Source organism: Pseudomonas sp. LABIM340, from assembly GCF_040017195.2.
GTDB lineage: Bacteria > Pseudomonadota > Gammaproteobacteria > Pseudomonadales > Pseudomonadaceae > Pseudomonas.
The window spans coordinates 6,388,397-6,411,680 of record NZ_CM200227.1 but is presented as its reverse complement, the minus strand read 5'-3'; the positions used below and the strand labels follow the sequence as shown (position 1 = coordinate 6,411,680).

General features: G+C 65.9%; 25 protein-coding genes. 10 read left to right on the top strand and 15 right to left on the bottom strand.

Annotation, left to right across the window (positions count from 1 at the left end; all coding sequences use genetic code 11):
- Positions 1-26: 26 nt before the first annotated feature.
- Positions 27-2,102, bottom strand: a complete 2,076-nt coding sequence (gene recG / locus ABKS89_RS29530) for an ATP-dependent DNA helicase RecG (protein ID WP_348588556.1) — start codon at positions 2,100-2,102, stop codon at positions 27-29.
- Positions 2,099-3,031, bottom strand: coding sequence for a hydrogen peroxide-inducible genes activator (locus ABKS89_RS29525; RefSeq protein WP_138217111.1), 933 nt, complete (start codon positions 3,029-3,031; stop codon positions 2,099-2,101). The genes recG and ABKS89_RS29525 overlap by 4 nt, the downstream gene beginning before the upstream one ends.
- 95 nt (positions 3,032-3,126) lie before the next feature.
- Here ABKS89_RS29525 and ABKS89_RS29520 point away from each other — a divergent pair, with 95 nt between their 5' ends.
- From ABKS89_RS29520 to ABKS89_RS29510, 3 genes are all read left to right on the top strand, one after another.
- The gene (locus tag ABKS89_RS29520) at positions 3,127-3,996 is read left to right on the top strand and encodes an NAD-dependent epimerase/dehydratase family protein (protein WP_348588555.1); all 870 of its coding nucleotides are present in this window, start codon (positions 3,127-3,129) and stop codon (positions 3,994-3,996) included.
- Positions 3,996-4,796, top strand: a complete 801-nt coding sequence (locus ABKS89_RS29515) for a helix-turn-helix transcriptional regulator (protein ID WP_138217109.1) — start codon at positions 3,996-3,998, stop codon at positions 4,794-4,796. Before ABKS89_RS29520 ends, ABKS89_RS29515 begins: the two co-directional genes overlap by 1 nt.
- Positions 4,797-4,863: 67 nt before the next feature.
- Positions 4,864-5,487 carry a LysE family translocator gene (locus ABKS89_RS29510; RefSeq protein WP_138217108.1) on the top strand — a complete coding sequence of 208 codons (624 nt, stop codon included), beginning with the start codon at positions 4,864-4,866 and terminating at the stop codon, positions 5,485-5,487.
- A gap of 37 nt (positions 5,488-5,524) precedes the next feature.
- On the opposite strand, the gene ABKS89_RS29505 is transcribed toward ABKS89_RS29510, so the two are convergent.
- From ABKS89_RS29505 to ABKS89_RS29480, 6 genes are all read right to left on the bottom strand, one after another.
- Positions 5,525-6,259 (bottom strand): putative periplasmic lipoprotein, encoded by a 735-nt coding sequence (locus tag ABKS89_RS29505; RefSeq protein WP_348588553.1) that lies wholly within the window; start codon positions 6,257-6,259, stop codon positions 5,525-5,527.
- A gap of 60 nt (positions 6,260-6,319) precedes the next feature.
- The gene (gene ridA, locus ABKS89_RS29500; protein ID WP_138217106.1) at positions 6,320-6,700 is read right to left on the bottom strand and encodes a deaminase RidA; all 381 of its coding nucleotides are present in this window, start codon (positions 6,698-6,700) and stop codon (positions 6,320-6,322) included.
- 22 nt (positions 6,701-6,722) lie between these two features.
- Positions 6,723-8,831 (bottom strand): bifunctional GTP diphosphokinase/guanosine-3',5'-bis pyrophosphate 3'-pyrophosphohydrolase, encoded by a 2,109-nt coding sequence (gene spoT, locus ABKS89_RS29495; RefSeq protein WP_348588552.1) that lies wholly within the window; start codon positions 8,829-8,831, stop codon positions 6,723-6,725.
- A 60-nt stretch (positions 8,832-8,891) separates the two neighbouring features.
- Entirely contained in the window at positions 8,892-9,158 is a 267-nt protein-coding gene (rpoZ, locus tag ABKS89_RS29490) for a DNA-directed RNA polymerase subunit omega (protein WP_045217709.1), read from the bottom strand.
- A 99-nt stretch (positions 9,159-9,257) separates the two neighbouring features.
- The gene (gene gmk / locus ABKS89_RS29485) at positions 9,258-9,869 is read right to left on the bottom strand and encodes a guanylate kinase (RefSeq protein ID WP_045217706.1); all 612 of its coding nucleotides are present in this window, start codon (positions 9,867-9,869) and stop codon (positions 9,258-9,260) included.
- A 46-nt stretch (positions 9,870-9,915) separates the two neighbouring features.
- Positions 9,916-10,779, bottom strand: a complete 864-nt coding sequence (locus ABKS89_RS29480; RefSeq protein WP_348588550.1) for a YicC/YloC family endoribonuclease — start codon at positions 10,777-10,779, stop codon at positions 9,916-9,918.
- 165 nt (positions 10,780-10,944) lie between these two features.
- Here ABKS89_RS29480 and rph point away from each other — a divergent pair, with 165 nt between their 5' ends.
- Together rph and ABKS89_RS29470 are read left to right on the top strand one after the other, a co-directional pair.
- Positions 10,945-11,664: a ribonuclease PH gene (gene rph, locus ABKS89_RS29475; protein ID WP_015479557.1), complete on the top strand. Its 720-nt coding sequence runs from the start codon at positions 10,945-10,947 to the stop codon at positions 11,662-11,664.
- Between the two features lie 49 nt (positions 11,665-11,713).
- Entirely contained in the window at positions 11,714-12,085 is a 372-nt protein-coding gene (locus ABKS89_RS29470) for a DUF4870 domain-containing protein (protein WP_088419871.1), read from the top strand.
- Between the two features lie 73 nt (positions 12,086-12,158).
- Here the strand turns inward: ABKS89_RS29470 and crc are convergent, their stop codons facing one another.
- A complete protein-coding gene (gene crc / locus ABKS89_RS29465) occupies positions 12,159-12,938 on the bottom strand; it encodes a catabolite repression control protein Crc (RefSeq protein ID WP_045217700.1) in 780 nt (259 codons plus the stop codon).
- 81 nt (positions 12,939-13,019) lie between these two features.
- Here crc and pyrE point away from each other — a divergent pair, with 81 nt between their 5' ends.
- Entirely contained in the window at positions 13,020-13,661 is a 642-nt protein-coding gene (gene pyrE / locus ABKS89_RS29460; protein WP_045217699.1) for an orotate phosphoribosyltransferase, read from the top strand.
- Positions 13,662-13,681: 20 nt separating this feature from the next.
- On the top strand, positions 13,682-14,314 hold the full coding sequence (locus ABKS89_RS29455) for a DUF4124 domain-containing protein (protein ID WP_138217103.1): 633 nt from the start codon (positions 13,682-13,684) through the stop codon (positions 14,312-14,314).
- A gap of 18 nt (positions 14,315-14,332) precedes the next feature.
- Here the strand turns inward: ABKS89_RS29455 and ABKS89_RS29450 are convergent, their stop codons facing one another.
- Genes ABKS89_RS29450 through coaBC form a run of 5 tightly spaced genes read right to left on the bottom strand, consistent with a single transcriptional unit; the run spans position 14,333 to position 20,108 of the window.
- Positions 14,333-14,779, bottom strand: coding sequence for an acyl-CoA thioesterase (locus tag ABKS89_RS29450; RefSeq protein WP_138217102.1), 447 nt, complete (start codon positions 14,777-14,779; stop codon positions 14,333-14,335).
- Positions 14,780-14,838: 59 nt separating this feature from the next.
- Entirely contained in the window at positions 14,839-15,744 is a 906-nt protein-coding gene (gene argB, locus ABKS89_RS29445; RefSeq protein WP_138217101.1) for an acetylglutamate kinase, read from the bottom strand.
- A gap of 27 nt (positions 15,745-15,771) precedes the next feature.
- Positions 15,772-18,396 (bottom strand): phosphomannomutase/phosphoglucomutase, encoded by a 2,625-nt coding sequence (locus ABKS89_RS29440; protein ID WP_348588548.1) that lies wholly within the window; start codon positions 18,394-18,396, stop codon positions 15,772-15,774.
- 40 nt (positions 18,397-18,436) lie between these two features.
- Positions 18,437-18,892 carry a dUTP diphosphatase gene (dut, locus tag ABKS89_RS29435; RefSeq protein WP_348588547.1) on the bottom strand — a complete coding sequence of 152 codons (456 nt, stop codon included), beginning with the start codon at positions 18,890-18,892 and terminating at the stop codon, positions 18,437-18,439.
- A gap of 7 nt (positions 18,893-18,899) precedes the next feature.
- On the bottom strand, positions 18,900-20,108 hold the full coding sequence (gene coaBC, locus ABKS89_RS29430) for a bifunctional phosphopantothenoylcysteine decarboxylase/phosphopantothenate--cysteine ligase CoaBC (protein ID WP_348588545.1): 1,209 nt from the start codon (positions 20,106-20,108) through the stop codon (positions 18,900-18,902).
- 142 nt (positions 20,109-20,250) lie between these two features.
- Between coaBC and radC the strand changes: the two genes are divergently transcribed.
- The gene (gene radC, locus ABKS89_RS29425; RefSeq protein WP_138217098.1) at positions 20,251-20,925 is read left to right on the top strand and encodes a RadC family protein; all 675 of its coding nucleotides are present in this window, start codon (positions 20,251-20,253) and stop codon (positions 20,923-20,925) included.
- A gap of 10 nt (positions 20,926-20,935) precedes the next feature.
- Here radC and ABKS89_RS29420 read toward each other — a convergent pair whose 3' ends face one another.
- Entirely contained in the window at positions 20,936-22,507 is a 1,572-nt protein-coding gene (locus tag ABKS89_RS29420) for an ABC transporter substrate-binding protein (RefSeq protein WP_348588543.1), read from the bottom strand.
- A gap of 365 nt (positions 22,508-22,872) precedes the next feature.
- Between ABKS89_RS29420 and rpmB the strand changes: the two genes are divergently transcribed.
- Entirely contained in the window at positions 22,873-23,109 is a 237-nt protein-coding gene (gene rpmB, locus ABKS89_RS29415; RefSeq protein ID WP_015479545.1) for a 50S ribosomal protein L28, read from the top strand.
- A 12-nt stretch (positions 23,110-23,121) separates the two neighbouring features.
- Complete coding sequence (gene rpmG, locus ABKS89_RS29410; protein ID WP_009614117.1) at positions 23,122-23,277, top strand: 50S ribosomal protein L33; 156 nt, start codon at positions 23,122-23,124, stop codon at positions 23,275-23,277.
- The last annotated feature ends 7 nt before the right edge of the window (positions 23,278-23,284 follow it).

Below are 23,284 nucleotides of genomic sequence, written 5' to 3'. Positions count from 1 at the left end.
CACCTGACCGATGAAAGTGAAATAGATCACACTTGTCCGTATTGCTGCCCGTGTCTCAGCCAGCGTGCCAGCAAAGGGCTGACCGATTGCGGCCAGTGTGCCAGCAGGGCCTGGGCGGCATCGCGCACTGCCGGCAGCAGGTCAGCGTCGCGCATCAGGTCGGCCACCTTGAATTGCAGCAGGCCGGTCTGGCGGGTGCCGAGCATTTCGCCGGGGCCGCGCAGCTCCAGGTCCTTTTCGGCGATGACGAAGCCGTCGCAGGTCTCGCGCATGATCCCCAGGCGCTCGCGGCCGATCTGCGACAGCGGCGGGTGGTAGAGCAGCACGCAGTGGCTCGCCGCGCTGCCGCGACCGACACGGCCGCGCAGCTGGTGCAGCTGGGCCAGGCCGAGACGCTCGGGGTTCTCGATGATCATCAGGCTGGAGTTGGGCACGTCCACGCCGACTTCGATCACCGTGGTGGCGACCAGCAACTGCAGCATGCCTTCCTTGAAGGCCTCCATGACCACGGCCTTGTCCGCCGGCTTCATGCGCCCGTGGATCAGGCCGACGCGCAGTTCACCCAGCGCCGAGGAGAGTTCCTCGTAGGTGGTCTCCGCGGCCTGGCAGGTAAGCTCTTCGGATTCTTCGATCAGCGTGCACACCCAGTACGCCTGCCGGCCCTCGGCGCAGGCGGCGCGTACCCGCTCGATCACTTCGATGCGACGGCTGTCGGCCACCAGCACGGTGTTCACCGGAGTACGGCCGGGCGGCAGCTCGTCGAGGATCGAGGTGTCGAGGTCGGCGTAGGCGCTCATCGCCAGGGTCCGCGGGATGGGCGTGGCGGTCATGATCAGCTGGTGCGGGGAGAGCCGGCCGTCGATGCCTTTCTGGCGCAGGGCGAGGCGCTGCTGCACGCCGAAGCGGTGCTGTTCGTCGATGATCACCAGGGCCAGACGCTTGAACTTCACCTCTTCCTGGAACAGCGCATGGGTGCCGACGATCATCGGCGCGCCGCCGGCGATCTGTTCCAGCGCGCTGGCGCGGGCTTTGCCCTTGAGCTTGCCGGCCAGCCAGGCGACTTCGATGCCCAGCGGCTGCAGCCACTTGGTGAAGTTGAGGAAGTGCTGCTCGGCGAGGATCTCGGTGGGCGCCATCAGCGCCACCTGGTAGCCGGCTTCCAGCGCTTGCAGGGCGGCGAGGGCGGCGACCACGGTCTTGCCCGCGCCGACGTCGCCCTGCACCAGGCGCAGCATGGGTTCGGGCTGGGCGAGGTCGTAGGCGATCTCCGCGCCGACGCGCTGCTGCGCGCCGGTGGGCTTGAAGCCGAGGTTCTTCAGGTACAGCGCCGGCAGGCGCTTGGCCGGCGGCAGCTGCGGTGCGGCCTGGGAACGCACGCTCTCGCGCAGGCGTTGCAGCGACAGCTGGTGGGTCAGCAGTTCCTCGAAGGCGAGGCGGTGCTGCGCCCAGTGGCGGCCTTCGGCGAGTTCTTCCAGGTCGGCGTCCGGCGGTGGCCGGTGCAGGTAGCGGATGGCTTCGTCCAGCGGGCCGAGGCGGTAGTCGCGGGCCAGTTCCTCAGGCAGCCAGTCCGGCAGGCTCGACGGGCCCAGGCGCGCCAGGGTCTGCTCGCTGAGCTGGCGCAGGCGCTGCTGGGTGAGGCCTTCGGTGGTCGGGTAGATCGGCGTCAGCGTCTGCTCCACCGGCGCCGCGGCGGCGTCGGTGAGCGAGCGGTATTCGGGATGGTAGATCTCCAGGCCCGAAGCACCGGGGCGCGCCTCACCGTAGCAACGCAGGTGCGTGCCGCGCTTGAGGTTTTCCTTCTGCGCCTGGCTGAAGTGGTAGAAGCGCAGGCTCAGGGTGCCGGTGCCGTCCTGCAGGCGCACCAATAAACTACGGCGCTTGCCCATCACCACGTCAGCGCCGGAGACCACGCCTTCGACCACCGCATCCTGCCCCGGACGCAGTGCGCCGATGGGGGTGATGCGGGTGCGGTCCTGGTAGCGCAGCGGCAAGTGGAAGAGGATGTCCTGGAGGTTTTCCAGGCCGACCTTCGCCAGCTTTTCTTCCAGCGCGGCGCCCACGCCCTTGAGCGCGGTGACCGGGACGTTCGACAGATCGGTCATGCCGGCTCGGCTTCACCCTTGACGGTCGGCTTGGCGACCGAGCACAGGCGGATCGAGTCGGCCAGTACCTCGATGGCGCGCGGGCGCGGGAAGCTGGCGCGCCAGGCGATGGCGACGGTGCGCATGGGCACCGGCGCGCTGAACGGGCGCACTTCCAGCACGCCCGGCGCGTAGTGGTGGCTGTCCACGGCGGAGAACGGCAGCACCGACACGCCAAGGCCGGAGGCAACCATGTGGCGGATGGTTTCCAGCGAGCTGGATTCCACCGTGGTGTGCTTGTTTTCGCCGCCCTTGTGGGTGGTCGGGCAGGCTTCGAGCACCTGGTCGCGGAAGCAGTGGCCCTCGCCGAGCAGCAGCAGGCTCTTGTCGTTGAGCAGCTCCGGGTCGATGGTCTTCTTCGCGGTCCATTGGTGGTCCGCCGGCATCAGCACGTAGAAGGGCTCGTCGAACAGCTGCAGAGTCAGCACGTCGGCTTCCTGGAACGGCAGGGCGATGATGATCGCGTCCAGCTCGCCGGTGCGCAGCTTGTCGCGCAGGATGTGGGTGAAGTTTTCCTCGATGTACAGCGGCATCTGCGGGGCGACCCGGTGCAGCTGCGGGATCAGGTGCGGGAACAGGTACGGGCCGATGGTGTAGATCGCACCGACCTTGAGCGGCGAAGTCAGCTGGTTCTTGCCGGCCTGGGCCAGTTCGCGGATGCCCTGGGCCTGCTCCAGCACCTTCTGCGCCTGCGCCACGATGCCTTCGCCGACCGGGGTCAGACGCACCGCACTCTTGCTGCGCTCGAAAATCAGTACGCCGAGCTCGTCTTCCAGCTTCTTCACGCCCACCGACAGGGTCGGCTGGCTGACGTGGCAGCGCTCCGCGGCGCGGCCGAAGTGTTGCTCCTGGGCAAGCGTGACGATGTAGCGCAGTTCGGTAAGGGTCATGGCGACTAAGTCCGTTGAGGTGGCCCAAGCATAGCGGCTGCACCGCCGCGAACCAACCGCGCTAAACTGCCGAGCTTTGATTCGCGGAGCCAAGCATGAGCAAGAGCACCTTCCCCAGCCTGATGATCGTCGGTTGCGGCGATGTCGGCAGCCGCCTGGGACGCCAACTGGCCGCCCGCGACTGGCGCGTCCACGGCCTGCGTCGCAACGTTGCCGCGCTGCCGCTGGAAGTGCTGCCGGTGGCCGGCGACCTGGGCCAGCTCGAATGCCCGGACACCTGGCCGGTGGGCAAACTGGACTACCTGGTGTTCTGCGCCGCCGCGACCCAGCACGATGAAGCCGGCTATCGCGCCGCCTACGTCGAAGGCCTGCGCAATACCCTCGGCTGGCTGCAGCAGCGCGGGCAGCTGCCCAAGCGCCTGCTGTTCGTCTCCAGCAGCGGCGTGTACGCCCAGCGCGATGGCGAGTGGATCGACGAGACCTCGCCCGCCGAAGCCCAGAGCTATTCCGGCAGCGTGATGCTCGAAGCCGAGCAGCTGGCGCTGCAGAGCGGCACTCCCGCCAGTGTCGTGCGTCTCACCGGCATCTACGGCCCCGGTCGTGAGTGGCTACTCAAGCAGGTGCGCGAGGGCTATCGCGTCGCCAGCGAGCCGCCGCTGTACGCCAACCGCATCCATGCCGAGGACGCCGCCGGCCTGCTCGCCGCGCTGTTGGAGGCCGACCGTAGCGGCGTGGCGCTGGACGACTGCTACATCGGTGTCGACAACGACCCGGCGGCGCTGCACGACGTGGTCGGCTGGCTGCGCGAGCATCTGGGCGTCACCCACTGGGCCGACGAGCAGACCGTACGCCGCGCCGGCAGCAAGCGCTGCAGCAACGCCCGCGCTCGCGCGCTGGGCTGGGAGCCGCGTTACCCCAGCTTCCGCGAAGGCTACGCGGCCATCCTCGCGGGTAAGCAAGACTGATGGACGCCAACCGGCTGCTGGTGCGCCCCTGGTTACCGGGGGTGGAGTTGTTCCATGCGGACTTCTCCGGCCAGCCATTCGGGCGCCACAGCCACGATGCCTTTGCCATCGGCGCCATCCTGCACGGCGCGGGTGGCTACCAGTGCCGCGGCGCGCACCACGTGCTGCCGGCCGGCACCCTGTCGCTGATGAACCCGGAGGAGCCCCACACCGGCAACGCCGAGTCCGAGCGGCTGGTCTATCGCATGCTCTATATCGAGGAATCGCGCCTGCTCCCGCTGCTGGGCCGCAAGCAGTTGCCGCGCGGCTTCCAGGCGCTCAATCCGCACGATGACGGGCAGGTGGCGGAGGCGCTGCGGCGCGTCGCCACGGAGTTCGAACGCAACGATGCGCTGGCGCTGGAGAGCGAACTGCTGGCGCTGCTGGAGCTGGTGTTCGTCCGCCACGGCGGCATGCGCCCGAACGCGTCGGCATCGCGCGACGGCAGTGTCACCGCCAGATTGCGCGACTACCTGGAAGCGCATTACCGCGAGCCGGTCAGCCTCGAAGCGCTGGCCGAGCTGCTGCAGCGCCATCCGCGCCACTTGATCGAAGCCTTCCGCAACGCCTACGGCGTGCCGCCGCACACCTACCTGCTGCAGCGGCGCATCCGCGAGGCCAAGCGCCTGCTGGTGGCCGGCGAGAAGCCGCTGGAGGTCGCGCTGAGCCTGGGGTTCTACGACCAGGCGCACTTCTCCGGCACCTTCCGCCGCTTCACCGGCGTCACGCCCGGTCGCTTCCTGCGCGCCACGCGCACCTGACTTTCTTCCAAGACCGGCGAACCCCGGCGCTTCCAGACTGCGCGACGCCGCTATCCGGGAGATCGCCATGTTCGCCGCCTTCGCGCTGGTCGCCAGCACCCACTTCGCCGCCCTGCTGTCGCCGGGCCCGGACTTCTTCCTGCTGATCCGCGCTGCGCTGCTGCGCGGTCGACGCCATGCCGACGGCTGCGCGGCGGGCATCGCCCTGGCCAACCTGGCGAGCATGCTGCTGGTGCTGTTCGTCCTCGGGCTGTTGCCCGACGTGGCCAGCCACGGGCTGCGGGTGGTGCAACTGCTGGGTGGTGCCTACTTCGTCTGGCTCGGCGCGCAGGCATTGCTGGCGCGGCGGGAGCTGGAGATTCCCACGGAGCTGGGCGAGCAGCGCATCGGGGGATTTCTGCGGGGCATGCGCGAAGGCCTGCTGGCCAGCAGCCTGAACCCCAAGCTGCCGATCTTCTACACCGGGCTGTTCGGTGTGCTCGGGCAGTTCCACCTGCCGGGCTGGGCGCTGGGCGTCTGCGTGTTGTGGATGGGCGCGGTGGTGCTGCTGTGGGACATGGCGCTGGTGCGCCTGCTGGATCGCCCACGCTGGCGCGGCTGGCTGAAGCGCCGGGTCACGGCGCTGGACCGCCTTTGCGGCGGCCTGTTGCTGGCGCTGGGTGGCTGGCTGCTGTGGAGCGGGCTGCGCTGACTGCGGTCAATCGAGCCCGCCGGCCCGCTCACACGGATCAGTCGCGTTCCAGGGTCCAGACCTTGTTGCCGGGCGCGTACTGCGGCATTTCGTCGGACTGGGCGCGGTTCACCGCTTCGAACAGCTCCAGCTTGTCGCCATCGCGCTCGAAGATAAATTCGCGGCCTTGCTGGCCCTGTTGCAGCCAGATGCTGTCATTGTCGCCGCTCATGGCTGCGCAGTCGCCGGCCAGGCACAGCGCGTAGCGATCGAAGCCGGGCATGCCTTCGAGGCTGCCGTTGGCGGCGAACTTGACCTTGCTGCCCTTGCCTTCGCCTTCCTCGATGATCCAGGTGCCGTTCAGGTAGGCGGCGTAGAGGGCGTTCTCGAAGGTGCTGCCGGCCGGGCTCTGCGCGGCGGGTTGTTCCTTGGGACGCAGGAAGCGCTGCTCGGGCCAGTTGTCGCTGCCCACCTGCACCAGCTCCTTGCCGTCCAGCTCCAGGGATTCCTGGTTGCTGCCGTAGAAGTCGACGCGGTAGTGCTTGGGATCTTCGGCGGTCAGCTGGCCTTCGCCGAGCTCGAAACCGTTGCTGAACGTGGCCTGGCTGGCCTTGGTGTCCAGCTTCCATTCCAGGTTCGGGCCGTAGGCCAGCAGCGCCTCGCGCAGCTTGCCACCCTTGCCGGCGGCATCGATGGCGGCCTGGTTGACCCAGATGCCGGAAGGGTCGGACGGGGTGCCGGCGCAGCCGGTGAGCAGGCCGATCAGGGCGCTCAGGATCAGGGCGCGACGCATGTTTGCTCCTTGCAGACAAAGGAACGGGGCCGCTGGGGCCCCGTAGGTGTTTCGCAGTGCTTATTCCAGGACGACGATGGCGTCCATCTCGACCTGGGCGCCCTTGGGCAGGGCGGCAACGCCGATGGCGGCACGGGCCGGGTAGGGCTGGACGAAGTACTTGCCCATGATCTCGTTGACCTTGGCGAAGTGCGACAGGTCGGTGAGGAAGATGTTCAGCTTGGCGACGTCGTGCAGGTAGCCACCGGAAGCCTCGATGACGGCTTTCAGGTTCTCGAAGACCTGGACGGTCTGCTCTTCGAAGCCTTCGACCAGCTCCATGGTGTTCGGGTCCAGCGGGATCTGGCCGGAGACATAGACGGTGTTGCCAGCCTTGATCGCCTGGGAGTAGGTGCCGATGGCGGCCGGGGCTTTGTCGGTGTGGATAACGGTCTTGGTCATGTCGACTCCTAACGGGGTGGGATCAGCTGCGCATGCGGGTGATGCGAATCACGCCCTTGAGCGCGCGCAGCTTCTTGATGACGCGGGCCAGGTGCACACGGTCATGCACGCTGACGACGAGCTGGACCACGCTGATGCGACCGTCGCGCTCGTCCATGCTGATCTTCTCGATGTTGCCGTCGGCGGCGTTGACGCTGGTCGCCAGCAGGGCGATCAGGCCGCGCTGGTGCTCCAGCTCGACACGCAGTTCGACGTTGAATTCGCCGGTGACATCCTTGGCCCAGCTGAGCTGGATGCACTTTTCCGGATTGTGGCGGATTTCGCTGATGTTCCGGCAGTTCTCCAGGTGCACGACCATACCCTTGCCGGCCGACAGGTGGCCGACGATCGGATCGCCCGGGATCGGTGTGCAGCACTTGGCGTAGCTGAGCACCAGGCCTTCGGTACCGCGGATCGCCAGCGGCCCTTCGGCGCTGGGGGCCTGCTCGCCTTCGCTGGACAGCAGGCGGCGCGCGACCACGTAGGCCATGCGGTTGCCCAGGCCGATCTCTTCGAGCAGGTCCTCGAAGACTTCCATGCGGTACTCGTTGAGCACGCCCTGGATGCGCTCCTGCGGGATCTTCTCCAGGTGGCTGTCGAAGCCGGCCAGGGTCTTGTTCAGCAGACGCTCGCCGAGGTTGATCGACTCGGAGCGGCGCTGCAGCTTGAGCGCGTGGCGGATGTGCGTGCGCGCCTTGCCGGTGACCACGAAGTTGAGCCAGGCCGGGTTCGGCCGGGTGCCCGGTGCGGTGACGATTTCCACTGTCGCGCCGCTCTGCAGCGGTTCGGACAGCGGCGCCAGGCGGCGGTTGATGCGGCAGGCGATGCAGCTGTTGCCGACGTCGGTGTGCACCGCGTAGGCGAAGTCCACCGCCGTGGAGCCCTTGGGCAGCTCCATGATGCGGCCCTTGGGCGTGAAGACGTAGACCTCGTCCGGGAACAGGTCGATCTTCACGTTCTCGATGAATTCCAGCGAGTTGCCGGCGCGCTGCTGCAGCTCGAGGATGCCCTTCACCCACTGGCGGGCGCGGGCATGGGTGCCCTTCTGCGATTCCTCTTCACTGGACTTGTACAGCCAGTGCGCGGCGATGCCGTGGTTGGCCATCTCTTCCATCTCGCGGGTGCGGATCTGGATCTCGATGGGCACGCCGTGCATGCCGAACAACGTGGTGTGCAACGACTGGTAGCCGTTGGCCTTGGGAATCGCGATGTAGTCCTTGAAACGACCGGGGAACGGCTTGTACAGGTTGTGCACGGCGCCGAGCACGCGGTAGCAGGTGTCGACCTTGTCGACCACGATGCGGAAGGCGTAGACGTCCATGATCTCGTTGAACGCCTTGCGCTTGCCGCGCATCTTCTTGTAGATGCTGAACAGGTGCTTCTCGCGGCCCAGGACCTGGCCTTCCATGCTTTCGCGGGCGAGGCAGTTGACCAGCGATTCCTGGATCTTGCCGACGATCTCGCGGCGGTTGCCACGGGCCTTCTTCACCGCCTGGCGGATGCGCTCGGAGCGCATCGGGTGCATGGCCTTGAAGCCCAGGTCCTCGAATTCCACGCGCATGCTGTGCATGCCCAGCCGGTTGGCGATGGGGGCGTAGATTTCCAGGGTTTCCTTGGCGATGCGCCGGCGCTTCTCGCCGGACAGCACTTCCAGGGTGCGCATGTTGTGCAGGCGGTCAGCCAGCTTCACCAGGATCACGCGGATGTCGCGCGCCATGGCCATGGCCATCTTCTGGAAGTTCTCGGCCTGCGCCTCGGCCTTGGACTCGAAGTTCATCTGGGTCAGCTTGCTGACCCCGTCCACGAGTTCCGAGACGGTTTCGCCGAACTGCGCGGTGAGCGCTTCCTTGGCGATGCCGGTGTCCTCGATCACGTCGTGCAGCATGGCGGCCATCAGGCTCTGATGGTCCATGTGCATGTCGGCGAGGATATTGGCGACGGCGAGCGGATGGGTGACGTAAGCCTCGCCGCTGCGGCGACGCTGCCCGTCGTGGGCCTGCTCGGCGTAGTAGTAGGCGCGGCGAACCAGGTTGACCTGGTCCGGGCCCAGATAGCTCGACAGACGATCGGCGAAGGCATCTATGCTCGGCATGGGTTCACCCCCTGCCGAGCGGTACGTCGCAGTGCACCGATTCGTCGGCCGGACATCGACTTACAGGGCCTCGTTGTTGGCCTCGTCTTCGAAGGCAGCGAACAGCGGTTCTTCTTCAACCACGTCCTCCAGAAGCACGATTTCGTTGTCGATCAGGCCGGAAGCGATTTCACGCAGGGCGACGACGGTGGGCTTGTCGTTTTCCCACGGTACCTTCGGCTCTTTGCCGCCGGTGGCCAGCTGACGCGAACGCTTGGTGGCGAGCATGACCAGCTCGAAACGGTTATCGACGTTGTCCAGGCAGTCTTCAACGGTGACGCGGGCCATGGTGTTCCTCGTACTGAAATGTAGGCCCGGAAAATGCCGGGCGGACTGGATAGTCTAAAAAATCGCCAATCTTTATGGAAGTGCCTTCTCTCGGCGACTTCAGGCCAACAGGCGTTGCAGCAGCTCGGTGTGACGTTGCTGCTGGGCATCCTGGCGGAGCTGGCGGGCGCGGAAGATCGCCTTGAGGTCTTCCAGCGCGTGGGCGAAATCGTCGTTGATCACCAGGTGATCGTATTCCACATAGTGGCTCATTTCGCTGACGGCTTCCTGCATGCGCCGCTCGATCACCTCGTCACTGTCCTGGCCACGGTTGGTCAGGCGCTGGCGCAGGGCTTCCTGGGTCGGCGGCAGGATGAAGATCGACTGCGCCTGGGGCATCAGCCGGCGTACCTGCTGCGCGCCCTGCCAGTCGATCTCCAGGATCAGGTCGTTGCCTTCGGCGAGGGTCTTCTCGACCCAGCGCTGGGAGGTGCCGTAGAGGTTGTCGAAGACCTGCGCGTGCTCGAGGAATTCGTTGCGCTCGAGCATGGCGCGGAAGGTGTCGTGGCCGACGAAGTGGTAGTTCACCCCGTCCACTTCGCCCGGGCGCATGCCGCGGGTGGTGTGGGAGACGGAGACGCGCACGCTGGGCATGGCGTCGAGCAGGGCCTTGACCAGGCTGGTCTTGCCGGCGCCCGACGGCGCGGAAACGATATACAGGGTGCCGGACATGGCGCTTTCCTGGAGTTGCGGTGGATTGGGGCCGGAGGCGTCCGGCTTACTCGATATTCTGGACCTGTTCGCGCATCTGCTCGATCAGGACCTTGAGATTGACCGCCGCCTGGGTGGAGCGCGGGTCGAAAGCCTTCGAACCCAGCGTGTTGGCCTCGCGGTTGAGTTCCTGCATCAGGAAGTCCAGGCGCCGGCCGGCGGCGCCGCCAGCCTTGAGCACGCGGCGCACTTCGGTGACGTGGGTGGTCAGGCGGTCCAGTTCCTCGGCGACGTCGCTCTTCTGCGCCAGCAGGACCATTTCCTGTTCCAGGCGCTGCGGGTCGAGCTCGGCTTTCATCTCGGTGAATCGGTCGAGCACCTTCTGGCGCTGGTTGGCGAGCATTTCCGGCACCAGCTGGCGCAGGTTGGCCACGTCTTCCTGCATGGCCGTCAGGCGCTCGTCGATAATCTTCGAAAGCTCTGCGCCTTCACGGGCGCGGCCGGCCTTGAGCTCGTCCAGGGCCTGGGTGAAGGCGGCCAGCGCGCTGGCGTTGAGCGCCTGCGGATCGGCGGCATCGCCCACCAGCACGCCGGGCCAGGCCAGCACGGCCAGCGGGTCGAGCGGGGCGGGATTCTTGATCAGGTCGGCGACGGTCTCGGCGGCGACGACCAGTTGCGCGGCGCGCTCGCGGTCGACCTGCAGCGCCTTGCCGGCATTTTCCTCGTTGAAGCGCAGGGTGCATTCCACCTTGCCGCGCGACAGGCCCTGGCGCAGCGCTTCGCGCACCGCGCCTTCGAGGTCGCGGAAGGCTTCGGGCAGGCGCAGGTTGGGCTCGAGGTAGCGGTGGTTGACCGAGCGCAGCTCCCAGCTCAGGGTTCCATGGGTGCTGGCGCGCTCGACGCGGGCGAAGGCGGTCATGCTGTGGACCATGGAGTCACCTCTCTGAATGGGCTGGGAAAACGGCCGACAGGTCGTCGGAAACCGGTAATTGTACCCCAGCGTAGCGCGCCGCAGCACGCTGGCGGTGGTTGCGCCCGTCCGCTGGCCTCTATAATGGCGGACATTCCCCGCCAGTAATCTGTACAGGATGCCTCCATGAACCGTCCCAGTGGCCGCGCCGCCGACCAACTGCGCCCGATCCGTATCACCCGCCATTACACCAAGCACGCCGAGGGCTCCGTGCTGGTCGAGTTCGGCGACACCAAGGTGATCTGCACCGTCAGCGCCGAATCCGGTGTGCCGCGCTTCCTCAAGGGCCAGGGCCAGGGCTGGCTGACCGCCGAATACGGCATGCTGCCGCGCTCCACCGGCGAGCGTAACCAGCGCGAAGCCGCACGCGGCAAGCAGGGTGGCCGCACCCTGGAAATCCAGCGCCTGATCGGCCGCTCCCTGCGTGCCGCGCTGGACCTGTCCAAGCTGGGCGAGAACACCCTGTACATCGACTGCGATGTGATCCAGGCCGACGGTGGCACCCGCACCGCTTCGATCACCGGCGCCACCGTGGCGCTGATCGATGCCCTGGCCGTGCTGAAGAAGCGCGGCGCGCTCAAGGGCAACCCGCTCAAGCAGATGGTCGCCGCGGTATCCGTGGGCATGTACCAGGGCGAGCCAGTGCTGGACCTGGACTACCTGGAAGATTCCGCCGCCGAGACCGACCTGAACGTGGTCATGACCGATGCCGGCGGCTTCATCGAAGTCCAGGGCACCGCCGAGGGCGCACCCTTCCAGCCGGCCGAGCTCAATGCCATGCTGGAACTGGCGCAGCAGGGCCTGCGCGAGCTGTTCGAACTGCAGCGCGCCGCGCTGGCAGACTGACCCGACGGGCGGCCAGCCCGCCCGATCTTCAAGTGCAAGGAGCGAAAGGATGAGCGACGAAGTACCGGTACAGCAGGTTCAGCCGAGCCAGGAAGCCCGCCAGTGGGCGATGTTCTGCCACTTCGCCGCCTTCCTCGGCTTCATCTTCCCCTTCGGCAACCTGCTCGGGCCGCTGATCGTCTGGCAGATCAAGCGTGAATCGGACCCGTTCGTGGACCGTCAGGGCAAGGAAGCGCTGAACTTCCAGATCACTGTGAGCCTCGCGGTGGTGGTCAGCTGCCTGCTGATGCTGGTGGTGATCGGCTTCTTCCTGCTGGGGCTGGTGAGCATCGGCGCGCTGGTGCTGACCATCATCGCCGGGATCAAGGCCAACGAAGGGCTGGATTACCGCTATCCCTTCACCTGGCGGCCGATCAAGTAAGCGCGCTCCAGGCACGAAAAAGCCGGCTCGAAGCCGGCTTTTTTCTGTCCGCCTTGCGGCGGCGCGACAGGACTCAGATGCTCAGGGTCCAGTCGTAATCGACGATCAGCGGCGCGTGCTGGGAGAAGCGCGGCTGGCGCGGTAGCTTGGCGCTGCGCACGAAGCGGCGCAGACCCGGCGTGAGGATCTGATAGTCGAAGCGCCAGCCCAGGTTGAGCAGGTCGGCCTGTTCGCTGTCCGGCCACCAGCTGTACTGGTCGCCTTCGCGGTTGACCTCGCGCAGGGCGTCGACATAGCCCATGGTGCCGAAGATCTCATCCATCCAGCCACGCTCCGGCGCCATGAAGCCTGGCGATTGCTGGCACTCGCGCCAGTTCTTCACGTCCAGCTTCTGGTGCGCGACGTACAGCGAGCCGCAATAGATGTATTCGCGGCGCTTGCGGCGCTGCTTGTTCATGTACTGGGCGAAATCGTCCATGAACTTGAACTTGTGGTTCAGGTTCTCGTCCCCTTCCTGCCCGGTAGGCAGCAGGAGAGTGGCGATACTCACCTTATCGAAATCGGCTTGCAGGTAGCGCCCGTAACGATCGGCCATCTCGAAACCCAGGCCGCTTATGACAGCCTTGGGTTGCAGACGACTATAGATTGCGACGCCGCCCTGACTGGGCACTTCGGCATCGCAGGCGTACAGGAAGTAGCCATCCAGTTGGTAGGATGGGTCATCCAGATCGAAAGCGGAGGCGCGGGTATCCTGCAAGCAGATCACGTCGGCATTCTGGGCTTGCAGCCAACTGAGCAATCCACGCTCGGCTGCAGCCTGAATACCATTCACGTTCACACTGATGATCCGCATAAATGGCCCCCAAAATCACGTGTGTGTATGATACCCGAGCTCAAACGGTTTAGCTAAATTCATACCGGCCGGTTCTCTCCCATGCAGCCATATCAACGCGATTTCATCCGCTTCGCCATCGAGCGCGGCGTTCTTCGCTTCGGCGAATTCACCCTCAAGTCCGGGCGCACCAGTCCGTACTTCTTCAATGCCGGTCTGTTCAACACCGGGGTTGCGCTGTCCCAGCTGGGTCGTTTCTACGCCAGCGCAGTGGTCGACAGTGGCATACCTTTCGACGTGTTGTTCGGGCCTGCCTATAAAGGAATCCCGCTGGCGGCCGCTACAGCCATTGCGCTGGCGGAACAGCACGGCCGCGACCTGCCCTGGTGCTTCAACCGCAAGGAAGCCAAGGACCATGGCGAAGGCGGCACGCTGGTCGGCGCACCGCTGACCGGCCGCGCGCTGATCATCGACGACGTGATCACCGCCGGCACCGCGATCCGCGAAGTCATGCAGATCATCGATGCCCAGGGGGCGCAGGCTGCCGGCGTGCTCATCGCGCTGAACCGCCAGGAGCGGGGCAAGGGCGAACTGTCGGCGATCCAGGAAGTTGAACGGGACTTCTCGATCCCGGTCGTAAGCATTGTCTCGCTGGAGCAGGTGCTGGAGTATCTGGCCGGCGACGGTCAGCTCAAGCAGCATCTCGCGGCCGTCGAGGCCTATCGGGCGCAGTACGGTATCTAACCGGAACAAGGGTGTCGGGCATGGCCAAGCAGGGTGCTTACCGCTACAGGGTGTTGATGGGGCTTCTGGGGGCCATGCTCGCAGGCCAGGTGTTGGCTGCCGGCAAACCGGCAGCCAGTGCCGGCGGCGCAGTGGAGTTGTACCGTTATGTCGATGACCGGGGCATCACCGTCATCGACCGCCTTGGCGTACCGCCGCAATACATCGGCAAGGGCTACCAGGTGCTCAACGACCAGGGCCGGGTGATCCGTGAGGTGCCGCCAGCGCCGACCGCCGCCGAGATCGAGCAGCGCAAGGCGGATGCCGCCCGAGCCAGTTCCGACCAGCAACTGATGCGCATGTACACCAGCGTGGATGACGTCGACCGTGCCCGTGACCGCAAGCTGGCCGAGCTCGATGGGCTGGCCAGCGTGGCCAAGGGCAACCTGCAGTCGCTGAAAACGCAGCAGGCCAACCTGCAGGCACGCGCTGCCGATCAGGAACGCGCCGGGCGCCAGGTGCCGGATGACCTGGTCGCGCAACTGAGCAACCTGCGCAGCGACGAACAGCGTCTGCAGCAGGACATCGCCCGCTATCAGCAGCTGCGCACTCAGGCGCAGAAAAGTTTCGCCGCCGACCGGGCGCGTTTCGCCCAGCTATCCGGCGGCAACTGAGGCAGATGCTCGCCGTGTTTACTGTTGCGGCGAGACGCGCTCGAATTCGTTGATCTTCCCGCGCAGCCAGTCCGGCAGGGGCTGGCTTGTCCGGTCTTCGCCGGCATAGGCGTAGATCAGCTCGCCCAGCGTCAGCAGGGTTTCCTCACACCAGATCGATACCTGGAAGGTCAGGCTGCTGCGGCCCAGCCGGCTGACGCGCACGCCCATTTCCAGCCAGTCGTCGAAGCGCGCGGGTGCCAGGTATTCCAGGGTGGTCTTCACTGCGAACAGATCGCCGCCGCCGCGCAGCAGGTCGGCCGGGTAGCTCACGCCCAGGTGGCGGTAGTACTCGGTGGTGGCGACATCGGCGTAGGTCAGGTAGTTGCCATTGAAGACGATGCCTTGCGGGTCGACCTCCGACCAGCGCACGCGCAGGCCGTGGAAGAAGCTGAAGTCGTTGCGTGATACAGGGGAGGCGGTCATTCCAGACTCCAGACGGAAAGACACCCGCGTGGATCGCTCCAGGCGGGTGTCATTTTCGATCAGCGCGGCTTGCGATTGGTGATCAGGGTGCCGACACCGCTGTCGGTGAAGATCTCCAGCAGCACGGCGTTGGGCACGCGGCCATCGATGATGTGCGCGCTGGTCACACCGCCTTGCACCGCTTCCAGGGCGCAGCGGATCTTCGGCAGCATGCCGCCGTAGATGGTGCCGTCGGCGATCAGCTCGTTGACCTGTTCCGTGGTCAGGCCGGTGAGGACCTGGCCCTGCTTGTCCATCAGGCCGGCGATGTTGGTGAGCAGCATCAGCTTCTCGGCCTTCAGCGCCTCGGCCACCTTGCCGGCCACGAGGTCGGCGTTGATGTTGTAGGACTCGCCGTTGGCGCCCACGCCGATCGGCGCGATGACCGGGATGAAGTCACCCTGTACCAGCATGTTCAGCAGGTCGACGTTGACCCCGGTGACTTCGCCCACATGGCCGATGTCGATGATTTCCGGCTTGGTCATCTCCGGCGTCTGGCGAGTGACGGTGAGCTTCTTCGCGCGGATCAGCTCAGCATCTTTCCCGGTCAAGCCGATGGCGCTGCCGCCATGACGGTTGATCAGGTTGACGATGTCCTTGTTCACCTGGCCGCCGAGGACCATCTCCACCACATCCATGGTCTGCGCGTCGGTGACGCGCATGCCATCGATGAAGTGGCTCTCGATCGACAGGCGGCTGAGCAGGTCGCCGATCTGTGGACCACCACCATGGACCACCACCGGGTTGATGCCGACGGCTTTCATCAGCACCACGTCGCGGGCGAAGCTGTTCTTCAGCTCATCCGTCTCCATGGCGTTGCCGCCGTACTTGATCACCAGCGTCTTGCCGACGAAACGGCGGATGTAGGGCAGGGCTTCGGCAAGGACGCGGGCAACCTGGGCGGCGTCATCGCGGCTCTGGGTCATGGTGGGCTCCGGCATAGTGCTACAGGGTCAGAAGGGCAGGCTGAGGGCGGGGTCGACCGCTTTCAGCTGGGTGCGGAACACTTCCTTGATGCGTTCCAGTTCTTCCTGGGAATCCGCCTCGAAACGCAGGACCAGCACCGGAGTGGTGTTGGACGCGCGAACCAGGCCCCAGCCTTTGGGGTAATCCACACGCACGCCGTCGAGGGTGGTGAGGTTGGCTTCACCCCACTGGCCACGGGCCTGCAGCGCCTCGATCAGGGCGAACTTGCCCTCGTCGGTGACGGTGATGTTGATTTCCGGGGTGGAGATGTCCATCGGGAACGCGGAGAACACGCGCTCGGCATCGCGCTTGTCCAGGCTGATGATCTCCAGCAGGCGTGCGGCGCTGTAGATGCCGTCGTCGAAGCCGTACCAGCGTTCCTTGAAGAAGATGTGGCCGCTCATCTCGCCGGCGAGCAGGGCGCCGGTTTCCTTCATCTTCTTCTTGATCAGCGAGTGGCCGGTCTTCCACATCACCGGGCGGCCGCCGTAGCCGCTGATCAGCGAGATCAGGCGGCGGGTGCATTTGACGTCGAAGATGATGTCGGCGCCCGGGTTGCGCGATACCACGTCCTTGGCGAACAGCATCAGCAGACGGTCGGGGTAGATGATGGTGCCTTCGTTGGTCACCACGCCCACGCGGTCGCCGTCGCCGTCGAAGGCCAGGCCGAGGTCGGCGCCGGTTTCCTTGACCTTGGCGATCAGGTCTTCCAGGTTCTCGGGCTTGCCCGGATCCGGGTGATGGTTGGGGAAGGTGCCGTCGACGTCGCAGTACAGCGGGATCACGGTGCAGCCCAGGGCTTCGATCAGTTGCGGGGCGATCACGCCGGCCACGCCGTTGCCGCAGTCCACCACCACTTTCAGCGGCTTGGCCAGGGCGATGTCGTCGCGGATCTGCTGGAAGTAGCGCGGCAGGATATCGACCTGCTGCACGCTGCCCACGCCGGAGGCGAGGTCACCCGTCTGGATTCGCTCGCGCAGGGCCTGGATCTGTTCATTGGCCAGGGTCTCGCCGGCGACGACGATCTTGAAGCCGTTGTAGTCCGGCGGGTTGTGGCTGCCGGTGAGCATCACGCCCGACTTGCCTTCCAGGACGTTGGCCGCGTAGTACAGGACCGGAGTCGGCACCATGCCGACGTCGGTGACCTGGCAGCCGCAGTCGAGCAGGCCCTGGATGAGGTGCTGGACCAGCTCGGGGCCGGACAGGCGGCCGTCACGGCCCACGGAGACACACGGCTCGCCGCGCGCCAGGCTTTCGGAGCCGATCGCACGGCCGACCCAGTAGGCGGTCTCGGTGGTCAGGGTGTCGCCGACCACGCCACGGATGTCGTAGGCGCGGAAGATGCTGGCGGGCAGCTGCGGGGCTTTAGGCGTGCTCATAGCGGTTGTTTGCTCCAATCCCAGGAGATCCTGGTCTTCATCAAGAATGTCGATGTCCAGAATGTCGGTGTTCTGGAATAGCGGATCGACCAATGGCGTTTCGGTGGCAGCGGCCGGGGCGCTGGCAGCGGCGACAGCCGGGACCGGCTGGGCGGCGGCTGCAGGCGCGGCGGGAGCGCTGGCACCCGGTGTTTCGGTCTTGCGGCGCGGCTGACGGGCCAGCGCCTGAGCCAGCGCCTGCAGGCTCGGCAGGCTCAGCTCAGGAGCTTTGGCAGTGCGTTGGCCGGCGAGTTCCTGAATGAACTGCCCCAGAGCCTGGGCATCTTTGCTGACCCGGCGCTGCATCGCGCTTTGCGCAAGATAGAGGCCAAGCAGGCCGCCCACCAGTGCGAGCAGCGCGGCGATGCCCAGCAGGGTTGGCGAGTACAGCGGGTTGGTGATGGTCGGGCCGGGGGTGAAGCTCAGCTTCCAGTTCGGGTTGCCGCTGGAGACGCTGAGCGGCGCAGTGTCACTGGCCTGGCCGCGCTGCAGCAGCACCTGCGCCGGCGAGTTGCCGAACTGCTGGGAAAGCTGCAGCTGGCCGATATCGCTGGACATCGGCGGCAGGCTGCCGAGCAGGCGCTGCAGGTCGACGACCAGCAGCAGCGAACCCTGGATCGTATTGTCCGCACCGCGCAGGGCGGTGGGGCTGTAGACCAGCCAGCGGGTGCCGACCTTGTAGGCTTCCGGCGCCACGGCCTGGCCGCTCTCGACGCGGTGCAGCATGTCCAGCGCGGCATAGTTGAGCGGGCCGGGGCGGGAGGTGTCCTGCACGGCCTGGCCGTTGGCGTTCAGGTGGACATCCACCAGAGCGTCCAGATGCCCCTGGGTCAGCGCCTTCTCCAGCGCAGCGATGCGCGCCGGATCATTGCTCTGCAGGGTCGGCAGCAACTGCGAGTCGCTGGCCATGGCACGGCTGTCCGCGGCCAGCAGGCTGAGTGACTGGCGCAGCGCGCCGGCCTGGCTTTCCGACCAGGCGCTGCTCAGTTGTGCGACGTGGGCCTTGTCCGCCTGACCGAACAGGCTGAACCACAGCAACGCGCCGGCCGCCGCTACGCCGCCGACAGTAAGGACCAGGGCGGGCAGCAGCGGTTTGAGGTCGACCTTGGCCGACGGCCCTTTGACGGGCTTCTCCGCCGGTACGAGTTCCGGCAGTTCGGCGCTGTCCTTGGCAGTGCGTTGGAAAAGTCTCATGCAACGTCTCCTCGGCGATTCATCCTGAAAGGGAAAAGGGTCAATGGCTGCCGGAGTGACCGAAGCCGCCGGCGCCGCGCTGGCTCTCGTCGAAGGACTCGACCAGCTCGAAGTGCGCCTGCACCACCGGCACCAGCACCAGCTGGGCTATGCGTTCGCCAATGGCGATCTTGAAAGCTGTCTGGCCGCGGTTCCAGCAGGAAACCATCAGCTCGCCCTGGTAGTCCGAGTCGATCAGGCCGACCAGGTTGCCCAGCACGATGCCGTGCTTGTGGCCCAGGCCCGAGCGCGGAAGGATCAGCGCGGCCAGGCCCGGATCGGCGACGTAGATGGACAGGCCGGTGGGGATCAGTATGGTCTGGCCCGGCTCGAGGACGCAGTCCTCCTGGAGCATGGCGCGCAGGTCGAGGCCGGCGGAACCGGGAGTTGCGTACTGCGGCAGCGGGAAGTCGTTGCCCAGGCGGGGATCGAGGATCTTGGCTTGCAGGGAATGCATTGAGTTCTCAGTGTTGATTGATGCGTTCGGCGATAAAGGCGATCAGCTGGCGGGCGATCTTGCCCTTGCTGGTCTGAGCGAACGCAGTCTTGTGCAATTCGCGGTCGATGACCGTGATGGCGTTCTCTTCACTATTGAAGCCGATGGACGGATTTGCGACGTCATTGGCGACGATCAGATCGAGATTCTTGTCCTTGAGCTTGCGCGAGGCGTACTCGAGCAGGTTCTCGGTCTCCGCGGCGAAGCCGACGCTGAAGGGCCGGTTCTCGCGCAGCGAGAGGGTGGCGAGAATGTCGGGATTGCGCACCAGCTGCAAGAGCAGGCCGTCACCCGTGGTGGGGTCTTTCTTGAGTTTCTGCGTGGCGACCAGTTCCGGGCGGTAGTCGGCCACTGCGGCGGAGGCGATCAGGATGTCCGCCGGCATCGCTGCTTCGCAGGCGGCGAGCATGTCGCGGGCGCTGACCACATCGACGCGGCTCACGCGGTCCGGCGTCGGCAGGTGTACCGGGCCGGTCACCAGGGTCACGCGGGCGCCGGCTTCGGCGGCTGCTTCGGCCAGGGCGAAGCCCATCTTCCCGGAGCTGTGGTTGGTGATGTAACGCACCGGATCGATGTTTTCCTGGGTCGGCCCGGCGGTGATCAGGATGTGCTGGCCGGTCAGGGCCTTGAACTCGAAGCAGTCGGCGGCCAGTTGCGCCAGCTCTTCGGCCTCGAGCATGCGCCCCGGGCCGACGTCGCCGCACGCCTGGCTGCCGGCGGCGGGGCCGAAGAAATGCAGGCCGCGGCTACGCAGCAGCTCGGCATTCACCTGAGTGGCCGGGTCGCGCCACATGGCCTGGTTCATTGCCGGCGCCAGGGCGACCTGGGCGTCGGTGGCGAGCACCAGGGTGGTCAGCAGGTCGTTGGCCACGCCCTGGGCCAGGCGCGCCATGAGGTCGGCGGTGGCGGGGGCGATCAGCACCAGGTCAGCCCAGCGGGCCAGCTCGATATGTCCCATGGCCGCTTCGGCGGCAGAGTCGAGCAGGTCCAGGTGCACCGGGTGCCCGGAAAGGGCCTGAAGGGTGAGCGGGGTGATGAACTCGCGGCCGCCCTGGGTCATCACGACACGCACCTCGGCGCCCTGGTCGCGCAACCGGCGGACCAGTTCGGCGCTCTTGTAGGCGGCGATACCGCCGCCGACGCCCAGAACGATGCGTTTACGATAGAGCCGCTGCATAGGCCAGCCTTAAATACGGAAATGGATGACGCGCGCTGAAGCCGATGACGCCTCCCCAGGCCTCCGGCCGCGCGCAGCGAGGGGGCTAAGATAGCACAGCGCCTGCGCCGGAACAGCGGGCGGACCGGACCTGGGAGGTTGCGTGAGAATTCTCGATTGGCCTGCATCGGAGCGGCCCCGTGAGCGCCTGCTCGAGCAGGGGGCGGCGAGCCTCAGTGATGCCGAGTTGCTGGCCATCTTCCTGCGTACCGGTGTCACCGGTTGCAGTGCCGTCGACCTCGCGCGCCGGCTGCTGGTCGAGTTCGGCAGCCTGCGCGCGCTGCTGGAGGCCGATCTGGATGCGTTCTGCAGCCATCGAGGGCTGGGACCGGCCAAGTTCACCCAGCTCCAGGCGGTGCTGGAGATGAGTCGCCGGCACCTGGCCGAGGACATGGACCGTGGCCCCGCGCTGGAAAGCCCGCAGGCGGTGCGCGACTTTCTCAAGGCACGGCTGCGCCACGAGCCCCACGAGGTCTTCGCCTGCCTGTTCATGGATAACCGCCACCGCATGCTGGAGTTCGAGGTGCTGTTCCATGGCTCCATCGACAGCGCCAGCGTCTACCCCCGGCAGATCGTCAAGCGCGCCCTGGCGCACAACGCCGCGGCGCTGATCCTGGCGCACAACCACCCCTCCGGGATCGCCGAACCGAGCCAGTCCGACGACCTGCTGACCCGGCGCATCGTCCAGGCGCTGGCGCTGATCGATGTGCGCGTACTGGATCACTTCATCGTCGGTGACGGCGAACCGCAATCCATGGCGGAGCTGGGGATGCTCTAGCTCCGGCGCGTTACAGCTGTACCTTCGAGTAGTCCTGACGGCCGAAGGGGTTCACCGCGTAGCCCTTCACATTCTGTCGGATCAGCGCCGAGGCGGTCGGGTGCGCCAGCGGCAGCCACAGCGCCTGGTCATGGATGATCTGCTGCGCCTGGTGATACAGCTCGCTGCGCTTGGCCTGGTCGGCCACCGCCTTGCCCTGGCTGATCAGGCTGTCGAGCTTGTCGTCGCAGTAACGTGCGAAGTTCAGCCCGGATTTGACGCTGGCGCAGGAGAATTGCGGGGTGAGGAAGTTGTCCGGGTCGCCGTTGTCGCCGGCCCAGCCCATGAACAGCAGGTCATGCTCGCCGGCCTTGGCGCGGCGGATCAGTTCACCCCATTCGATCACGCGGATTTCGGCCTGGATGCCGATCTGCGCCAGGTCCGCCTGCAGCAACTGCGCGCCGACGCTGGGGTTGGGGTTGAGCAGGCTGCCGGAAGGGCGGGTCCAGATGGTGGTCTTGAAGCCGTCCTTGTGTCCGGCTTCGGCCAGCAGTGCGCGGGCCTTGTCCAGGTCGCGCGGGTAGCCGGGAATGTCTTTGGCGTAGCTCCAGGTGTTGGGCGGGTAGACGCCGTCGGCGGCGGTGGCGCTGCCGGCGAACACGCTTTTCAGGTAGCTGTCCTTGTCGAAAGCGAGGTTGATCGCCTGGCGCACCTTGGGATTGTCCAATGGCGGGTGCTGGCTGTTGATGCCGACGAAAGCGGTCATGAAGGCCGGGGTCTGTTCGACCTTGAGCTCGGCGCTCTTCTGCGCGGCCTCGACGTCCAGCGGCTTGGGCGACAGGGCGATCTGGCATTCGCCGCGCTTGAGCTTCTGCAGGCGCACGCTGGCGTCCGGGGTGATGGCGAACACCAGGTTATCCACAGCCGGCTTGCCGCCGAAGTACTCGGCGTTGGCGGCATAGCGCACCACGGCGTCCTTCTGGAAGCGCTTGAAGACGAAGGGACCGGTGCCGATCGGCTGGGCGTTGAGCTTCTCCGGGGTGCCGGCCTTCATCAGCTGGTCGGCGTACTCGGCGGAATAGATGGAGGCGAAGCCCATGCTGAGCATCGCCAGGAAGGTGGCGTCCGGGTGGTTGAGACTGAAGCGCACGTGCTGCTCATCGACCTTCTCCACGGCCTTGACCAGGCTCGGCAACTGCATCGACTGGGCGTGGGGGAAGCCGCTCTGCGCGACCTTGTGCCAGGGCTGGGCCGGGTCGAGCATGCGCTGGAAGCTGAACACCACGTCGTCGGCGCTCAGTGCGCGGCTCGGCTTGAAGTAGTCGGTGTGGTGGAAAGCCACGCCGTCGCGCAGCTGGAAGTCGTAGGTCAGGCCATCGCCGGAGACCTTCCAGCTCTCGGCCAGGCTCGGCACCACCTCGCCGCGAGCGGCGTCGAAGTCCACCAGGCGGTTCATCAGCACGTCGGCCGAGGCGTTGGTGGTGGTCAGCGAGTTGTACTGGACCACGTCGAAGCCTTCGGGGCTGGCTTCGGTGCACACGCTCAGCGAGGCGGCGCTGGCGAGGGCCGGGGAAAGAAGGAGGGCGAGAAGGGCAAGACGCATGACGAACTCCGTGTGAGCTGGCAAGATGCCCATCCGCGAGGCTGGGCGGGTCATGCAAGGCTGTTGGCAGCCTCGAAGGAGCTACCCTAGACCAAGCCGTCGCCGGTCACAACGATGACAGGCGACGAACGGCACCAGTGCCGCGGCCCACGGGGGCTGGCGTCGGGGTTTTCGAGTCATGCTTTCCCTTGCAGCGTCGAATGACTTTCTGATATAAAGCTGCGCTCTTTTCTGGGGCCCTGCTCTGATCCTGCGACTCGATCGCGGCGAAGCGGCAGATAAGACCCCGGTGAAACTGAGAATCCTATTGAGTTAAGCAGCCAACCCATGCCGGGTTTGGCATGTGGTTTACAGAGGGCTGAGCCATGTCGAGAGTTTGCCAAGTGACCGGTAAGGGTCCGGTTACCGGGAACAACATTTCCCACGCACACAACAAAACCCGTCGCCGTTTCCTGCCGAACCTGCAGCACCACCGTTTCTGGGTAGAATCCGAGAAGCGTTTCGTGCGTCTGCGCGTTTCCGCTAAAGGCATGCGTATCATCGACAAGCGTGGTATCGAGGCCGTTCTGAACGACCTGCGCACCCGCGGCGAAAAATTCTAAGGAGCTGCAGTCATGCGTGAACTGATCCGTTTGGTGTCCAGCGCCGGTACCGGCCACTTCTACACCACCGACAAGAACAAGCGCACCAAGCCTGAGAAAATCGAGATCAAGAAATTCGATCCGGTTGTTCGCAAGCACGTGATCTACAAGGAAGCCAAGATCAAGTAATTGATCT

Bases quoted from the DNA above. Each gene is read 5' to 3' on its own strand.
- recG (WP_348588556.1), bottom strand. From the start codon at position 2,102: ATGACCGATCTGTCGAACGTCCCGGTCACCGCGCTCAAGGGCGTGGGC.
- ABKS89_RS29525 (WP_138217111.1), bottom strand. From the start codon at position 3,031: ATGACCCTTACCGAACTGCGCTACATCGTCACGCTTGCCCAGGAGCAA.
- ABKS89_RS29520 (WP_348588555.1), top strand. From the start codon at position 3,127: ATGAGCAAGAGCACCTTCCCCAGCCTGATGATCGTCGGTTGCGGCGAT.
- ABKS89_RS29515 (WP_138217109.1), top strand. From the start codon at position 3,996: ATGGACGCCAACCGGCTGCTGGTGCGCCCCTGGTTACCGGGGGTGGAG.
- ABKS89_RS29510 (WP_138217108.1), top strand. From the start codon at position 4,864: ATGTTCGCCGCCTTCGCGCTGGTCGCCAGCACCCACTTCGCCGCCCTG.
- ABKS89_RS29505 (WP_348588553.1), bottom strand. From the start codon at position 6,259: ATGCGTCGCGCCCTGATCCTGAGCGCCCTGATCGGCCTGCTCACCGGC.
- ridA (WP_138217106.1), bottom strand. From the start codon at position 6,700: ATGACCAAGACCGTTATCCACACCGACAAAGCCCCGGCCGCCATCGGC.
- spoT (WP_348588552.1), bottom strand. From the start codon at position 8,831: ATGCCGAGCATAGATGCCTTCGCCGATCGTCTGTCGAGCTATCTGGGC.
- rpoZ (WP_045217709.1), bottom strand. From the start codon at position 9,158: ATGGCCCGCGTCACCGTTGAAGACTGCCTGGACAACGTCGATAACCGT.
- gmk (WP_045217706.1), bottom strand. From the start codon at position 9,869: ATGTCCGGCACCCTGTATATCGTTTCCGCGCCGTCGGGCGCCGGCAAG.
- ABKS89_RS29480 (WP_348588550.1), bottom strand. From the start codon at position 10,779: ATGGTCCACAGCATGACCGCCTTCGCCCGCGTCGAGCGCGCCAGCACC.
- rph (WP_015479557.1), top strand. From the start codon at position 10,945: ATGAACCGTCCCAGTGGCCGCGCCGCCGACCAACTGCGCCCGATCCGT.
- ABKS89_RS29470 (WP_088419871.1), top strand. From the start codon at position 11,714: ATGAGCGACGAAGTACCGGTACAGCAGGTTCAGCCGAGCCAGGAAGCC.
- crc (WP_045217700.1), bottom strand. From the start codon at position 12,938: ATGCGGATCATCAGTGTGAACGTGAATGGTATTCAGGCTGCAGCCGAG.
- pyrE (WP_045217699.1), top strand. From the start codon at position 13,020: ATGCAGCCATATCAACGCGATTTCATCCGCTTCGCCATCGAGCGCGGC.
- ABKS89_RS29455 (WP_138217103.1), top strand. From the start codon at position 13,682: ATGGCCAAGCAGGGTGCTTACCGCTACAGGGTGTTGATGGGGCTTCTG.
- ABKS89_RS29450 (WP_138217102.1), bottom strand. From the start codon at position 14,779: ATGACCGCCTCCCCTGTATCACGCAACGACTTCAGCTTCTTCCACGGC.
- argB (WP_138217101.1), bottom strand. From the start codon at position 15,744: ATGACCCAGAGCCGCGATGACGCCGCCCAGGTTGCCCGCGTCCTTGCC.
- ABKS89_RS29440 (WP_348588548.1), bottom strand. From the start codon at position 18,396: ATGAGACTTTTCCAACGCACTGCCAAGGACAGCGCCGAACTGCCGGAA.
- dut (WP_348588547.1), bottom strand. From the start codon at position 18,892: ATGCATTCCCTGCAAGCCAAGATCCTCGATCCCCGCCTGGGCAACGAC.
- coaBC (WP_348588545.1), bottom strand. From the start codon at position 20,108: ATGCAGCGGCTCTATCGTAAACGCATCGTTCTGGGCGTCGGCGGCGGT.
- ABKS89_RS29420 (WP_348588543.1), bottom strand. From the start codon at position 22,507: ATGCGTCTTGCCCTTCTCGCCCTCCTTCTTTCCCCGGCCCTCGCCAGC.
- rpmB (WP_015479545.1), top strand. From the start codon at position 22,873: ATGTCGAGAGTTTGCCAAGTGACCGGTAAGGGTCCGGTTACCGGGAAC.
- rpmG (WP_009614117.1), top strand. From the start codon at position 23,122: ATGCGTGAACTGATCCGTTTGGTGTCCAGCGCCGGTACCGGCCACTTC.